The 13478-nt window shown below is 68.8% G+C and carries 14 protein-coding genes; 9 read left to right on the plus strand and 5 right to left on the minus strand.

Annotation, left to right across the window (positions count from 1 at the left end; translation table 11 throughout):
* Positions 1-68: 68 nt before the first annotated feature.
* From nadA to nadC, 3 genes are read left to right on the plus strand one after another with little or no spacing between them, the layout of a single operon-like run.
* Entirely contained in the window at positions 69-1088 is a 1020-nt protein-coding gene (nadA, locus tag LFM09_RS37440; RefSeq protein WP_414101347.1) for a quinolinate synthase NadA, read from the plus strand.
* Positions 1088-2701 (plus strand): L-aspartate oxidase, encoded by a 1614-nt coding sequence (locus tag LFM09_RS37445; RefSeq protein ID WP_414101348.1) that lies wholly within the window; start codon positions 1088-1090, stop codon positions 2699-2701. The genes nadA and LFM09_RS37445 overlap by 1 nt, the downstream gene beginning before the upstream one ends.
* Positions 2698-3534 (plus strand): carboxylating nicotinate-nucleotide diphosphorylase, encoded by an 837-nt coding sequence (gene nadC, locus LFM09_RS37450; protein ID WP_414101349.1) that lies wholly within the window; start codon positions 2698-2700, stop codon positions 3532-3534. Before LFM09_RS37445 ends, nadC begins: the two co-directional genes overlap by 4 nt.
* Positions 3535-3989: 455 nt before the next feature.
* Here the strand turns inward: nadC and LFM09_RS37455 are convergent, their stop codons facing one another.
* Positions 3990-4403, minus strand: coding sequence for a cupin domain-containing protein (locus LFM09_RS37455; RefSeq protein WP_414101350.1), 414 nt, complete (start codon positions 4401-4403; stop codon positions 3990-3992).
* Positions 4403-5179 carry a carbon-nitrogen hydrolase family protein gene (locus LFM09_RS37460; protein WP_414101351.1) on the minus strand — a complete coding sequence of 259 codons (777 nt, stop codon included), beginning with the start codon at positions 5177-5179 and terminating at the stop codon, positions 4403-4405. The genes LFM09_RS37455 and LFM09_RS37460 overlap by 1 nt, the downstream gene beginning before the upstream one ends.
* A gap of 25 nt (positions 5180-5204) precedes the next feature.
* Here LFM09_RS37460 and LFM09_RS37465 point away from each other — a divergent pair, with 25 nt between their 5' ends.
* A complete protein-coding gene (locus LFM09_RS37465) occupies positions 5205-6704 on the plus strand; it encodes an ABC transporter substrate-binding protein (protein WP_414101352.1) in 1500 nt (499 codons plus the stop codon).
* A 4-nt stretch (positions 6705-6708) separates the two neighbouring features.
* On the opposite strand, the gene LFM09_RS37470 is transcribed toward LFM09_RS37465, so the two are convergent.
* On the minus strand, positions 6709-7200 hold the full coding sequence (locus LFM09_RS37470; RefSeq protein ID WP_414101353.1) for a hypothetical protein: 492 nt from the start codon (positions 7198-7200) through the stop codon (positions 6709-6711).
* Positions 7201-7210: 10 nt separating this feature from the next.
* Complete coding sequence (locus LFM09_RS37475) at positions 7211-7699, minus strand: hypothetical protein (RefSeq protein WP_414101354.1); 489 nt, start codon at positions 7697-7699, stop codon at positions 7211-7213.
* Positions 7700-7726: 27 nt separating this feature from the next.
* On the opposite strand from LFM09_RS37475, the gene LFM09_RS37480 reads away from it, so the two are divergent.
* Positions 7727-8851, plus strand: coding sequence for an aminotransferase class V-fold PLP-dependent enzyme (locus LFM09_RS37480; protein ID WP_414101355.1), 1125 nt, complete (start codon positions 7727-7729; stop codon positions 8849-8851).
* Here LFM09_RS37480 and LFM09_RS37485 read toward each other — a convergent pair.
* Complete coding sequence (locus LFM09_RS37485) at positions 8832-10127, minus strand: M14 family metallopeptidase (protein WP_414101356.1); 1296 nt, start codon at positions 10125-10127, stop codon at positions 8832-8834. The two genes, LFM09_RS37480 and LFM09_RS37485, sit on opposite strands and share 20 nt — an antisense overlap.
* Positions 10128-10260: 133 nt before the next feature.
* Between LFM09_RS37485 and hisD the strand changes: the two genes are divergently transcribed.
* The 4 genes from hisD to LFM09_RS37505 are packed head-to-tail and all read left to right on the plus strand — an operon-like array spanning position 10261 to position 13431.
* The gene (gene hisD, locus LFM09_RS37490; protein ID WP_414101357.1) at positions 10261-11577 is read left to right on the plus strand and encodes a histidinol dehydrogenase; all 1317 of its coding nucleotides are present in this window, start codon (positions 10261-10263) and stop codon (positions 11575-11577) included.
* Complete coding sequence (locus LFM09_RS37495) at positions 11574-12680, plus strand: histidinol-phosphate transaminase (protein WP_414101358.1); 1107 nt, start codon at positions 11574-11576, stop codon at positions 12678-12680. Before hisD ends, LFM09_RS37495 begins: the two co-directional genes overlap by 4 nt.
* Positions 12677-13276, plus strand: coding sequence for an imidazoleglycerol-phosphate dehydratase HisB (hisB, locus tag LFM09_RS37500; protein ID WP_112273084.1), 600 nt, complete (start codon positions 12677-12679; stop codon positions 13274-13276). Before LFM09_RS37495 ends, hisB begins: the two co-directional genes overlap by 4 nt.
* Complete coding sequence (locus tag LFM09_RS37505) at positions 13276-13431, plus strand: hypothetical protein (protein WP_414101359.1); 156 nt, start codon at positions 13276-13278, stop codon at positions 13429-13431. Before hisB ends, LFM09_RS37505 begins: the two co-directional genes overlap by 1 nt.
* The last annotated feature ends 47 nt before the right edge of the window (positions 13432-13478 follow it).

The following is a 13478-nucleotide window of genomic DNA, read 5'->3' on the forward strand; positions in this document are numbered from 1 at the left end:
GCCACTCGGCTGATACTATCGGCGACGTTTTCGACCACCAGGCGAAAACCTGGACCGAGGAGGCAGTCATGGTCGCTACCGCAACTGTGGAGCGAACCGCGTCAGGTGTATTTGGTGGAGTCGAGCCGGACGCGGCGTGGCGGGAAGAGGTGTTGCGCCTTGCGAAGGAGCGCGACGCCGTCATCCTGGCGCACAACTACCAGCTGCCCGAGATCCAGGACATCGCCCACCACACCGGCGACTCGCTGGCGTTGAGCCGCATCGCCGCGCAGTCCGACGCGCAGACCATCATCTTCTGCGGCGTGCACTTCATGGCCGAGACGGCGAAGATCCTCGCGCCCGAGAAGACCGTGCTGATCCCGGACGAGCGCGCGGGTTGTTCGCTCGCCGACTCGATCACCGGCGCTCAGCTGCGCGAGTGGAAGGCGGAGCACCCCGGCGCTGTCGTCGTGTCCTACGTGAACACGACCGCCGAGGTGAAGGCCGAGACGGACATCTGCTGCACGTCCTCGAACGCCGTCGACGTGGTGCGCTCGATCCCGGCCGACCGCGAGGTGCTGTTCTGCCCGGACCAGTTCCTGGGTGCGCACGTGAAGCGTGAGACCGGCCGCGAGAACCTGCACATCTGGGCCGGCGAGTGCCACGTCCACGCTGGCATCAACGGCCCGGAGCTGGCCGAGCGCGCCGCCGCGAACCCGGACGCCGACCTGTTCATCCACCCGGAGTGCGGCTGCGCGACCTCGGCTCTTTACCTGAGCGGCGAGGGCATCGTCCCGGCGGAGAAGGTCAAGATCCTCTCGACCGGCGACATGATCACCGCCGCGCGTTCGACCAACGCCCGCAAGGTGCTCGTCGCGACCGAGGTCGGCATGCTGCACCAGCTGCGCAAGGCCGCCCCGGAGATCGACTTCCGCGCCGTCAACGACCGCGCGTCGTGCACCTACATGAAGATGATCACCCCGGCCGCGCTGCTGCGTTGCGTGCGCGACGGCCTGGACGAGGTGCACGTCGACCTGGAGACCGCTCGCAGGGCCCAGGGCGCCGTGCAGCGCATGATCGAGATCGGCCAGCCCGGCGGCGGTGAGTGATGGCCGCGCGCTGGGAGGCGCGGGCCGACCTGATCGTGGTCGGCACGGGCGTGGCGGGCCTCACGGCCGCGTTGCACGCCCGTGAGCTGGGACTTCGCGTCCTGGTGGTCACCAAGGCGGCGGGCGACGACGGCAACACGCGCTGGGCTCAGGGCGGCGTCGCGGTCGTCATGGAGGACCAGCACGACGCCGGCGACTCGGTAGCGCGGCACATCGAGGACACGCTGACGGCGGGCGCGGGCCTCTGCGACGCCGAGGCGGTCAGCGCGATCATCACGGACGGGCCCGCGGCGGTGGCCCGGCTGCGCGAGCGCGGTGCCGTGTTCGACGCTCGTCCCGACGGCCTGCTGGAACGGACCCGCGAAGGCGGCCACAGCGCGTTCCGTGTCGTGCACGCCGGCGGTGACGCGACCGGCGCCGAGGTCGAACGCGCTCTGCTCAAGGCCACTGTGGACGGACGAGTTCCCCTGCTGGAGAACCACGTCGCGGTCGACGCGGTGAAGACGCCTCTGGGTGCGGTGTGCGGCCTGCTGGTGCTGGACGGCAACGGCGTGCCCGGTGTGCTTTCCGCGCCCGCGGTGTTGCTGGCCACCGGTGGTCTCGGCCAGATGTATCAGGCGACTTCGAATCCGTCGGTCGCGACCGGTGACGGGCTCGCTCTGGCTCTGCGCGCCGGTGCGCTGGCGGCCGACGTCGAGTTCATCCAGTTCCACCCGACCGTGCTCTACACCGGCCGCGGTGCCCGTGGCCGCTGCCCGCTGGTCACGGAAGCGGTGCGCGGCGAGGGCGCCGTGCTGGTCGACGCGACCGGCGCCCGCGTGATGAAGGGCGTGCACCCGCTGGAAGACCTCGCCCCGCGCGACGTCGTGGCAGCCGCGATCACCCGGCACATGGCCTCGGAACCCGGTGGCGTGGACGACCACGTCTTCCTGGACGCGACCTCGTTGCACGACATGGCTTCCCGCTTCCCGACCGTGTACGCGGCGTGCGTCTCCGTGGGCATCGACCCGGCCGTGGACCCGATCCCCGTCGCCCCGGCGGCACACTTCGCCTGCGGTGGAGTCGTTTCTTCTGTTGACGGCCGCACCGGCGTGACCGGCCTGTACGCCGTCGGCGAGGTCGCCCGAACGGGCCTGCACGGCGCAAACCGCCTGGCCTCCAACAGCCTGCTCGAAGGCCTGGTCTGCGGCACCCGCGCAGCAGAAGCCATCGCCGCCGATCAAGCGCTCGGCCTCGTCATCCCGGCCCGCACGCCGGACGTGTCGCTGCCCACCGCCCCCGTGGCGGACCGCGACCTGCTCCAACGCGTGATGTCCCGCTACGCCGCAATCGGCCGCGACGCCGAGGGCCTGGCCGTCGTGGGCTCAGTGCTGGACGTGTCCACTGTGGACAAGCAGCTGGAGTCTCGCGAACTGGTCGAAGACGCGGCCCTGACCATGGCCGCCCGCGCCCTGATCGCCGCCGCCCAGCAACGCACCGAGTCACGCGGCTGCCACGTCCGCACCGACTACACGTCGCGCTCCGAGGCGTGGCAGCGCAGTCAGCTGGTCCGGCTCACCCCGACCGGCCAGCCCGTCTTGGCAGATCCCGTTCTCGCAGAGGGTGTCGCATGACCATCGACTGGGACGACGCGAACCGGGTCATCCAGCTCGCTCTGGAAGAGGACCTCCGCTACGGCCTGGACGCCACGACCTTGGCAACCGTGCCGGAAAAGGCGCTCGCCACCGCGGAGATCACCCCGCGCTCCAGTGGCGTGCTGTGCGGCGTTTCCGTTGCGCGAACGGCTTTCCAGCGCTACCTGCCCGAGGTCGAGGTGCTGCACGAGGCTGAGGACGGCTCGAAGGCAGTGCCCGGCGAGCCCGCCCTGGTGCTGACTGGCCCGACCCGCGGCCTGCTCACGGTCGAACGCACGGCTCTGAACCTGATCTGCCACCTCTCCGGCATCGCCACCCAGACCGCCCGCTGGGTCGACGCCATCGAGGGCACGGGTGCCGCGGTCCGCGACTCCCGGAAGACGTTGCCCGGGCTCAGGCTTCTGCAGAAGTACGCGGTGAGGTGCGGCGGCGGCGTCAACCACCGCATGGGCCTCGGCGACGCCATCCTGATCAAGGACAACCACGTCGCGGCGGCCGGTTCGGTGGGAGCTGCGATCCGTGCGGCTCGCGCGCACGCCCCGGAACTGCTGATGGAGGTCGAGGTCGACAGCCTTGCGCAGCTTGACGAGGCGTTGGCCGAGGATGCGGAACTGGTGCTGCTGGACAACTTCACGCCTGAGCAGTGCGCCGAGGCTGTTGCCAGGAGGCCTGCGAACGTGAAGCTGGAGGCGTCCGGCGGGCTGACGCTGGATGTGGCTCGTGCGTACGCCGAGACGGGCGTGGATTATCTGGCGGTGGGCGGTCTCACGCACTCGTCGCCGTCGCTCGACCTCGGCTTGGACCTGAGGTAGCTGAAGGTCCCCGACTTCGGCATGCGTTCGTGGCGCACGAATCTGCCCTGCCTGGTGCCGGGATGGTTTTGCAGTCGGCGGTGGCGAGCTGCCGCCGTGCACTTGATCGAATCGGCCGGAGGGCAGGGCCCCGCCCTCTCGGGGGCAGACCGCCACGCCTGCACACCTCAATTTAGCTGTGGAGAAGCCGTGTCAAGGCCCCGCTCGGCGATCTGTGGACAACTCGACCACGAACGCGAGTTGTTCACAGATCGGCCGCGGGGCCCTTGACAGGCCGATTTCGCGAATAGGCTGACTGTGTCGGCCGGTCTGCCCCCGAGGAGGGCGGGGCCCTGCGCGCCCGGCGAAGATCAGCTTGGCGTCGTTGAATTCCGCGCGGTTGCTGACGAACACGGGCCACGTACGAAGGGGCATCCACCTCGACCCGGCGAGCTCTACCTAACTTGAGGTCAAGCTCATTCGAACGAGCAGCCCGGATTCGGCTCGTCGCGTGACAGCGGCGCACCGTGCGGGTTGACGTAAAGCACCTCCAGCACCATCGGCGATGTGCCGAGGTTGCGGCCGATGTGCACGTGCGCGGGTTCCTCGATCAGCGTGTCACCGCGGTGGTGCACGAAGGTCGTGGTGCAGTCGGACATCGTGCGGGTCAGCACGCCCTTCTTCACCACCGCGTACAGGGTGCCGTCGTGGTGGTGCCAGCCTGTGCTGCCACCGGCGTCGATGGTGATCTCGCGGACGACGTAGTCCCGGTCGCCCACCGTCCACTGCGCGAGGATCTTCGCGGTCACCCCGCGCGAGGGCGTCGCGGAGGCAACGCCCGAGAACAACAGCAAAGCGGCCACCACGGCCGAAATGATGCGCATGAACATCAACGTAGCCGTCGGTTGGCCAGTACCGGCAGGACGGACCGCGCCTGTTCCACCACACCCTCGGTGTCGATCTCAACAACCGAGACGGCGGGCTTGTCGTCCAGCTGTGCCACCACGTTCCCGAAGGGGTCTGCGACGGTCGAGTAGCCGATTCCGGTCGGGGCGGACGAGCCCAGGTCACCGGGGTAGGCCTGCCCGCACGCGACCACCCACGAGGTGCAGTCCAGAGCGCGTGCCCGCACCAGCAGCTCCCACTGCTCCTTCTTGCCGGGGCCGGCACCCCACGACGCCCCGACGAGCACGGCGGACGCACCCTTGTCGGCCAACGCGCGGAACAGCTCGGGGAAGCGGATGTCGTAGCAGGTGGCGACGCCGAGAGTGACGCCGTCGACCTCGAAGGTAACCGGCGAAGAGCCCGGCGCGACCGTGCGCGACTCCTGGAACCCGAAGGCGTCGAACAGGTGGATCTTGTCGTAACCGAGGTGAACATCAGGCCCGGTCACCAGAAGAGTGTTCGTCACGCGGTCGCCTGACGGCGTGAACATCCCAGCCACCACCACGACGTCGTGTGACGCGGCGATCTCGTGCACGGCAGAAGCCCACGGACCGTCCAGAGGTTCGGCAACGGGGCCGAGAGGTACGCCGAAGCGGCACATGGTTGCTTCGGGCAGGAGGACGACGCGTGCTCCCTCGGCCCGGCGCACCGCGTCGCGAACGAGCTCCAGGTTGGACCGGGGATCGGTGGTGGAGCTGATCTGGCTCACAGCGATGCGCATGTGGGTCACTGTAGGGTCCGGAACCGTGCGTTACCCACTGCTCCTCGTCGTGTTGCTGGCTGCCGCGGGCTGCACCGAGACCGCCACACCCAGCCCGGACGGTGGCTCGAACGGCACGTCGATCGTGCTCGCCGACCGCGACGAGCCGACCACGTTGAACCCGCTGCTCGGCTACGGCGCGCAGGGCGTGTCGAAGATCTACGACGGGCTCGTCGAGCACCGGCAGGACGGCTCGCTCAAGCCGCAGCTGGCCGCCGACCTGCCCGAACCCGCGCCGGACGGGCTCAGCTGGACGGTGAAGCTGCGTGGGGACGTGAAGTTCGCCGACGGCAGCACGTTCGGGGCCGAGGACGTCGTGGCGACCTACACCGCGGCGCTGCAGAACCCGGTCAAGGACAGGTTCAGCACGCTCAAGAGCGTCGAGCAGGTCAACGCGTCCACGGTCAGGTTCAACCTCACGCAGATGCACGCCGCGTTCCCGCACCTGCTGGTCCTCGGCGTCCTGCCCAGCGAGCAGGCGAACCCCAACGGGCAGCCCGTCGGCACCGGGCCGTTCAAGGTCACCGAGTGGAAGAAGGGCGACCGGCTGCTGCTGGACGCCAACGAGAGCTACTTCGACGGCGCGCCCAAGATCAAGAAGCTGACCGTCGTGTTCGTCACCGACGACAACCAGCGCGCGCGTCGCATGCAGGACGGCGAGTTCGACGGCACGGTGCTGCCGCCCAAGATCGCCTCCACGTTCTCGAACCGCTCCAACACCCAGGTGCAGTACCACCACAGCGCCGACTACCGGGCCGTCGCGCTGCCCGCGGCCAACCCGGTCACCGGCAACGCCGCGATCCGGCTCGCGCTGAACTTCGCCGCGAACCGCCAGGGCATGATCGACAGCTTGCTCGACGGCAAGGGCACCATCGCGTACACGCCGGTGCCGGACGCGCTGGCCGAGGAGTTCGACCCGACCGCGAAGTTCCGCTTCGACAAGACCGAGGCCACCCGCCAGCTCGACGCGGGTGGCTGGACGCTCGGCCAGGACGGCATCCGCGTCAAGGACGGAGTGCCGGCCCGCTTCACGCTGATGTACCCGCTCGGCGACGACCTGCGGGCCGACCTGGCCACGGCGTTCGCGGCCGATGCCAAGGCCGTGGGCGTGGATGTGCAGCTCGCAGGCCTCTCGTGGGAGGCGATCCGGCCACGCATGGGCCAGGACGCGCTGCTCTACGGCGAGGGCTCGCCGTTCGACCCGGACCTGATGCTCTACGACCTGCGCGGCCAGGGCAGCCCGGCGGCCGACGCGGCGCTGGAGAACGGCCGCAAGCTCATCGACCCGGCGCAGCGGGCGGTGGCGTACAAGCTCTTCCAGCAGGCGTTCGTCGCGGCGCCGTCGATGGTGGTGCTGGTGTTCCCGGAGCACGCGTACGTGATGCGCGACGAGTGGAACGGCTACCAGCCCGTGGTCGACCCGAACTCCTACGGCGCGCTCGCCTGGGGTCCGTGGTGGAACCTCGACAAGTGGGAACCCAAGTAGGCGGTCACTTTGTTCGGGCGTTGATCTCGCGGACGGCCCGCTCCGGGTCGTCCGCCCAGAAGTCGACGCGCTCGACCCGCTGCACGCCGGTCTTGCCGAGGTTCACCAGCTGCGGGTCGCGGAACGCCACGGACACGTTCGTCCTGGTCAGCGACTGGATGACGAGTGCGTCGCCGATCACCTCGACGCTGCGCTGCCCCTTGTGCGAGCGCTCGGCGACCTGTGCGGTGCCGAGGTCCGCGGTCGGGATGCGCCAGTCGAAGAACCCCAGCTGCCGCAACCGCAGTTCGTCGTCGGAGACCGTGTGCGGCTGCTTGTGGAGCACGTACAAAGCACCCACGCACACGGCCGCGTTCAGCACGCCGAGCACGCTCAACGTGACAAGCAGCCACGGGATGTCCAGGGCAAACGCGACCAACGCGATCCCGACCGCCGTGATGATCAGGAACCGCCAGTACCGCGGCCGCAGGCGCTTGCCATAGGGGATCTCCACCATGCGGCCGAGCCTATTTCCGCAGCGCGCGCACCACGTCGTCGGGGTTGTCGGCCCAGAACTCGATCTTCGTGACCTCGTGGACGCCGCGCCGGCCGAGATCGATCTCCTGCGGTTCGTTGAGCAGCACGCGAACGTTGGTGGAGTGGGAGATCTCCAGCACGAGCGTTCCGTCCACAACGGACCGGGTCTTGTTCAGCGACCGGCTGGTCATGCCCTGCGTGACGTTCTCGATCGCCGCCAGCGGAATGCGGTACTCGAACTCCCGCGCGTACCGCAGCCACAGGTGCTGCTCGTCGACGGAGTGCTTGAACTTGTAGAGCATCCACAGCATCCATGCGAGCAACAACGCGCCCAGCAACCCGAACACGAGCAGCACGGCCCGCAGCCAGTACCAGGGCACGATCAGGTCGACCAGCAGGATTTCGAAGGGCGTGAGCACCAGGAACACCCACAGGAACGGCCGAACCTGGGCGCTGTACCCGAAAGTCTGATCCCCCATGAACCCGATGGTGGCACAGTTGGCCGGGTGAGTGACCTGATCTTCTTGGACAGCGCCGGTTCCTCGATCCCGCCCGCGGAAGTCGTCGACGAGGTCATCGGGCACCTCAGGCGCGAGACCGAGATCGGCGGCTACCGGGCCGCCGCGGAACGCCGTGACGACCTCGAAGCGGGCTACGGCGTGCTGGCCGAGCTCTTCGGCTGCGAGCCGTCCGAGGTCGCGTTCACGGACAGCGCGACCCGGTCGTGGCTCACCGTTTTCGACGCGGTGCCGCTCACCCGAGGCGACCGGATCCTGATCACCGAGGTCGAGTACGGGGCGAACGCCGTGCCGGCGCTGCGGCGCGCGGAGGAGACCGGCGCGATCGTCGAGGTGATCCCGTCCGACCGGCACGGACAGCTCGACGTCGACGCGCTCGACCTGGACGAACGGGTCAAGCTGATCTCGCTCGTGCACGTCCCCACGAACAGCGGACTGGTCAACCCGGTCAACGAGGTCACCGCGAAGGCCCGCGAGGTGGGTGCGCTGGTGCTGCTCGACGCCTGCCAGTCGACCGGTCAGATCGATCTGCGTCACCACGACTACGACATGCTCGTCTGCACCGGCCGGAAGTGGTTGCGCGGACCGCGTGGCACCGGGGCGCTGGTCGTCCGCGACGACGCGCGCCAGAAGCTGTGGCCGCGGCTGATGGACCACGACGGCGCCGCGTGGACCGCGCCGGACCGCTACGAACCGCGCGACGACGCCCGCGTGTTCGAGCTGTGGGAGTTCAACGTGGCCGACCGGCTGGGCCTCATCGCCGCCGCGAAGTATGCGCTCGCGAAGGGGCTGGACGTGATCGAGGCCGAGGTCACGGACAGGGCCAAGCGTTTGCGAGAGGGTCTGACGAACATTCCAGGCATTACCGTTCGTGACCTCGGTGAACGGCAGTCAGGCATTGTCACGTTCACGAGTGACCGGGTGTCGGCGATGGAGCTCAAAGACCGCCTGTGGGACGAGAAGGTCGCCGTGACGGTGTCGCAGAGCGGGTCGACGTTGATCGACATGACCAAACGGGGCCTGGACGAAGTAGTGCGGGCCTCCCCGCACTACTTCGTCACTCATGAAGAGATCGATCAGGCGCTGGACCGGATCAGCAGGTCTGTCCGATGACGCGCTTCACGCAGTCCGAGTAGCCCATGAACAGGTCGACGGCACGGTCGTTGCGGGCGGTCTGCGCCGCGATGACGGTGTCCCGCGGGTAGAAGCCGTTGAGGCCGCCGCTGCTCGGGTACAGCTCGAAGGTGTAGGCCCAGATCTTGTGCTGGCCCCAGAACCAGTCGTCGCTGCTTCCGTCGGTGATGTACAGGTCGCTCGCCTGCTCCGGGGTGTAGCCGTTGGTTGCGGCCATCTGCCGGCCGAGCGTCTGGAACGCGCGGGCCTCGTCCGCGTTGAGGCCGGTGTCGGTGTCCGCGCGCGTGTAGCCGTACGGCCACAGCACCAGCTCCGAGAACGAGTGGAAGTCGATGGCCGTCTTGATCTGCTGGACGCCGCCGACGACGCGGGAGTTCGTGAAGTCGCGGATGACCCTCGTCTCCGGTGCGGAGAACGCCGACGGGCCGCGGTAGGTGTCCGACGTGGTGCTGCCGCTGGAACCGCCGCAGCAGCCCCACTTGTAGCCCCAGTTGCGGTTGAGGTCGGTGCCGTTGCCCTGGCGGTTCTTGCGCCAGCCCCGGAACGAGCCGGTCGCGATGTCGTACTCGGCGCCGTCCGGGTTCATCATCGGGACGATCCACAGCTCGCGGCTGTCGACGAGGTTCTTGATCGCCGGCGTGGCGTAGTTGTCGGTGTAGCGCTTGGCGATCTGCAGGCACTGCTCGACGGTGAGATGCTCGCGGGCGTGCTGACCGCAGAAGAACAGCACCTCCGGCTCGCTCTCGTCGGACGCGACGTTGTCGCTGATCTTGAGCGCCCAGATGTCCCGGTTCTGGAAGCTCTTGCCGATGCTGCGCAGGCTCGCCAGGGACGGGTGGTCACGGACCGTCTGCTGCAGCTCCGCGGTCATCTCCGCGAAGTTGTGGTAGCCGGTGTAGCCGGACGGGAAGTCCTGGGTGCCGATCTGGCCGGGCTGCGGGTCGGCGAACTGGACCTTGCCGAGGCTCTTGAGCTGCTCCTCGAAGTCACCGAGGTACTTGATCGGCAGCCCGGTCGCCTTCAGGGCGCGGTACTGGGACTTGTCCGCGACGACCGATACCGTGGTGAGCTTCGTCGCGCCGAGCACGTCGACGCCGATCTGGGCGACCTGGGTGCGTTCGGCGGACGTGTTGGCGGTGACTTCCAGCAGATAGCGGCCTGAGTCGGCGGTGCTGGGCGTCGCCATGCCCGCGACCAGCACGGGCAGGCAGAGCGCGAGCACTGCGGCGATCTTGCCGCGGCGCTGACTGAACATCGTTCCTCCATCATCAGCAGGGGTTTGCGACGGAGTGGTGCTCGACCGAGCGTGGCCGTGGTGTCACAGGCTGAGGTAGCGCCGATAGCGGGCTGACCGTTGACAGATTTCTGCAGGAACTACGCTGTTGGGCATGCTGAACCGCATCGACCTGCGAGGTCGCACCACGACCCCCGCTCAGTTGCGCGCCATCGTGCCGCGCACCGAGGTGGACGTGGACTCGGTTCTGCATCACGTGCGTCCCGTCGTGGACGCGGTCGCGGCTCGTGGTGTCGAGGCAGTTCTCGAGTACACGGAGAAGTTCGACCGCGTTCGTCCCGCTTCGGTCCGTGTGCCCGCTTCCGCTCTTTCGTCCGCTTTGTCCGCGCTGGACCCGGCTGTGCGCGGGGCGCTGGAGGAGTCGATCGCCCGCGCCCAGCGCGTCCACTCCGACCAGCGGCGCTCCGAGAAGACCACGCAGGTGGTCCCCGGCGGCACGGTCACCGAGAAGTGGGTCCCGGTCGAGCGCGTCGGCCTGTACGTGCCCGGTGGTCTCGCCGTGTACCCGTCGTCGGTCGGGATGAACGTCGTGCCGGCGCAGATCGCGGGCGTCGAGTCGCTGGTGGTGTGCTCGCCGCCGCAGGCCGAGTTCGACGGCCTGCCGCACCCGGCGATCCTGGCTGCCGCCGCACTGCTGGGTGTGGAGGAGGTCTGGGCCGTCGGTGGCGCACAGGCCGTGGCGCTGATGGCGCACGGCGGCGTGGACACCGACGGTGCCGAGCTCGCGCCGGTCGACATGGTGACCGGGCCGGGCAACATCTACGTGGCCGCGGCGAAGCGCTTGCTGCGCGGCCTGATCGGCATCGACGCCGAGGCCGGCCCGACCGAGATCGCGATCCTCGCGGACTCGACGGCCGACCCGGTGCACGTGGCCGCCGACCTGATCTCCCAGGCCGAGCACGACACGCTCGCCGCGTCCGTCCTGGTGACGGACTCGGTCGAGCTGGCGGACGCGGTGGACGTGGAGCTGGAGCGCCAGACCGGAGCGACCAAGCACAGCGAGCGGGTGCGCACGGCGTTGCGCGGCAAGCAGTCCGGCACCGTTCTGGTGTCCTCTGTGGACGAAGGTGTCCGGGTCGTCAACGCGTACGCGGCCGAGCACCTGGAGATCCAGACGGCCGACTCGCGTGCTGTGGCGGCGCAGATCCGTTCCGCCGGCGCGATCTTCGTCGGCGCGCACTCGCCGGTGTCGCTGGGCGACTACTGCGCGGGCTCGAACCACGTGCTGCCGACCGGTGGGTGCGCGCGGCACTCGTCGGGGCTCTCCGTGCAGACGTTCCTGCGCGGCATCCACGTGATCGACTACTCCGAGGAAGCATTGCGCGAGGTCGCGGACAAGGTCGTCACGCTGGCCAACGCAGAAGACCTGCCCGCACACGGGCAGGCTGTGACAGCGAGGTTCTCCCGATGAAGCCTGTTGTCGGCGCGCGGGTGGAGCTGACCGATCTGCCCCTGCGCGAGGACTTGCGCGGCCGCACGCCGTACGGTGCGCCGCAGCTCGACGTGCCGTATCGCTTGAACACCAACGAGAACCCGTACGCGCCGACGGACGCTCTCGCGGCCGATGTCGTCGCCGCGGTGGCGGAGATCGCCGGTGAGCTGCACCGGTACCCGGACCGCGACGCGGTGGCGTTGCGCGAAGACCTTGCGGCGTATCTGACCTCGGTCACCGCGGTGACGTTGACGTCCGAGAACGTGTGGGCCGCCAACGGGTCCAACGAGATCCTCCAGCAGATCCTGCAGGCGTTCGGTGGTCCGGGCCGGGTCGCGCTGGGCTTCGAGCCGTCGTACTCGATGCACCCGATCATCGCGGCCGGCACGCGCACCGAGTGGGCACCGACGCCGCGTCGTGCGGACTTCTCGCTGGACGTGGAGAAGGCCGCCGCGGTCATCGCGGAGACGCGGCCGGACGTCGTCTTCGTGACGTCGCCGAACAACCCGACCGGCCAGTCGATCCCCCTCGAGGACCTGCGGCTGCTGATCGCCTCCTCGTCCGGCATGGTCGTCGTCGACGAGGCGTACGCGGAGTTCTCCTCGCAGCAGAGCGCCATCCAGCTGCTCGACGAGTACGGCTCGCGGTTGATCGTCTCGCGCACGATGTCGAAGGCCTTCGCTTTCGCGGGCGGACGTCTGGGCTATCTCGCCGCCGCTCCGGCCGTGGTCGACGCCTTGCAGCTCGTGCGCCTGCCGTACCACCTGTCCGCGTTGACGCAGGCGGCCGCGCGGGCTTCGCTGCGACACGCCTCCGAGACGCTGGGTTCGGTGGCGCTGCTGGCCGCCGAGCGCGACCGGGTGGTGGCGGCGTTGCAGGACATGGGTTTCCAGGTCGTGCCCTCGGACGCGAACTTCGTGCTGTTCGGCTGGTTCGAGAACGCACGTGAGGTCTGGAAGTCCTATTTGGACCACGGCGTGCTCATCAGGGACGTCGGAATCGCGGGTCACCTGCGGGTGACCATCGGAACGCCCGCGGAGAACGATGCTTTCCTCGCGGCCAGCAAGGAGGTCAGCCGGTGAGTCGCGTGGGCAAGGTGGAGCGCACCACCAAGGAGTCGTCGGTCTACGTGGAGATCGACCTGGACGGCACCGGCCAGGTCGAGATCAGCACCGGCGTGCCGTTCTACGACCACATGCTGACCGCGTTCGGCGTGCACGGCTGCTTCGACCTGATCGTCCGCGCCACGGGTGACGTCGAGATCGACGCCCACCACTCGGTCGAGGACATCGCCATCGTGCTGGGCCAGGCGCTGCGCGAAGCGTTGGGGGACAAGAAGGGCATCCGCCGCTTCGGCGACTGCTGGATCCCGATGGACGAAACCCTCGCCCACGCCGCGGTAGACGTCTCGGGCCGCCCGTACACCGTGCACCGCGGCGAACCGGAGCAGTTCAACAGCTTCGTGATCGGCGGCAACTACCCGTTCGTGCTGAACCGGCACGTCTTCGAGTCGCTGGCCTTCCACGCCCAGATCGCGCTGCACGTGCGCGTCGAGTACGGCCGCGACCCGCACCACATCGCGGAAGCCGAGTACAAGGCGATCGCCCGCGCGCTGCGTGCCGCGGTGGAACCCGACCCGCGCGTCGGCGGCATCCCGTCGACCAAGGGCGTGCTCTGATGCCCAAAGAGGTCGTCGTCATCGGCCTGCTGGCGCTTGCCGGGTTTCTGGCCGGTGGTGTCTACGCGACGTGGAAAACCGCCAAGTTCATGGCGATCATCCTGTTGGTGCTGATCGTGGTGGCGGTCGGCGGCGCGGTGCTCTGGTTGATTTAGAACCACCCGTTGCGCTGATTGTCCGATCGTTTGGGCTCGCTCAGACT

The organism is Lentzea alba, assembly GCF_047445655.1.
Lineage (GTDB): Bacteria > Actinomycetota > Actinomycetes > Mycobacteriales > Pseudonocardiaceae > Lentzea > Lentzea alba_A.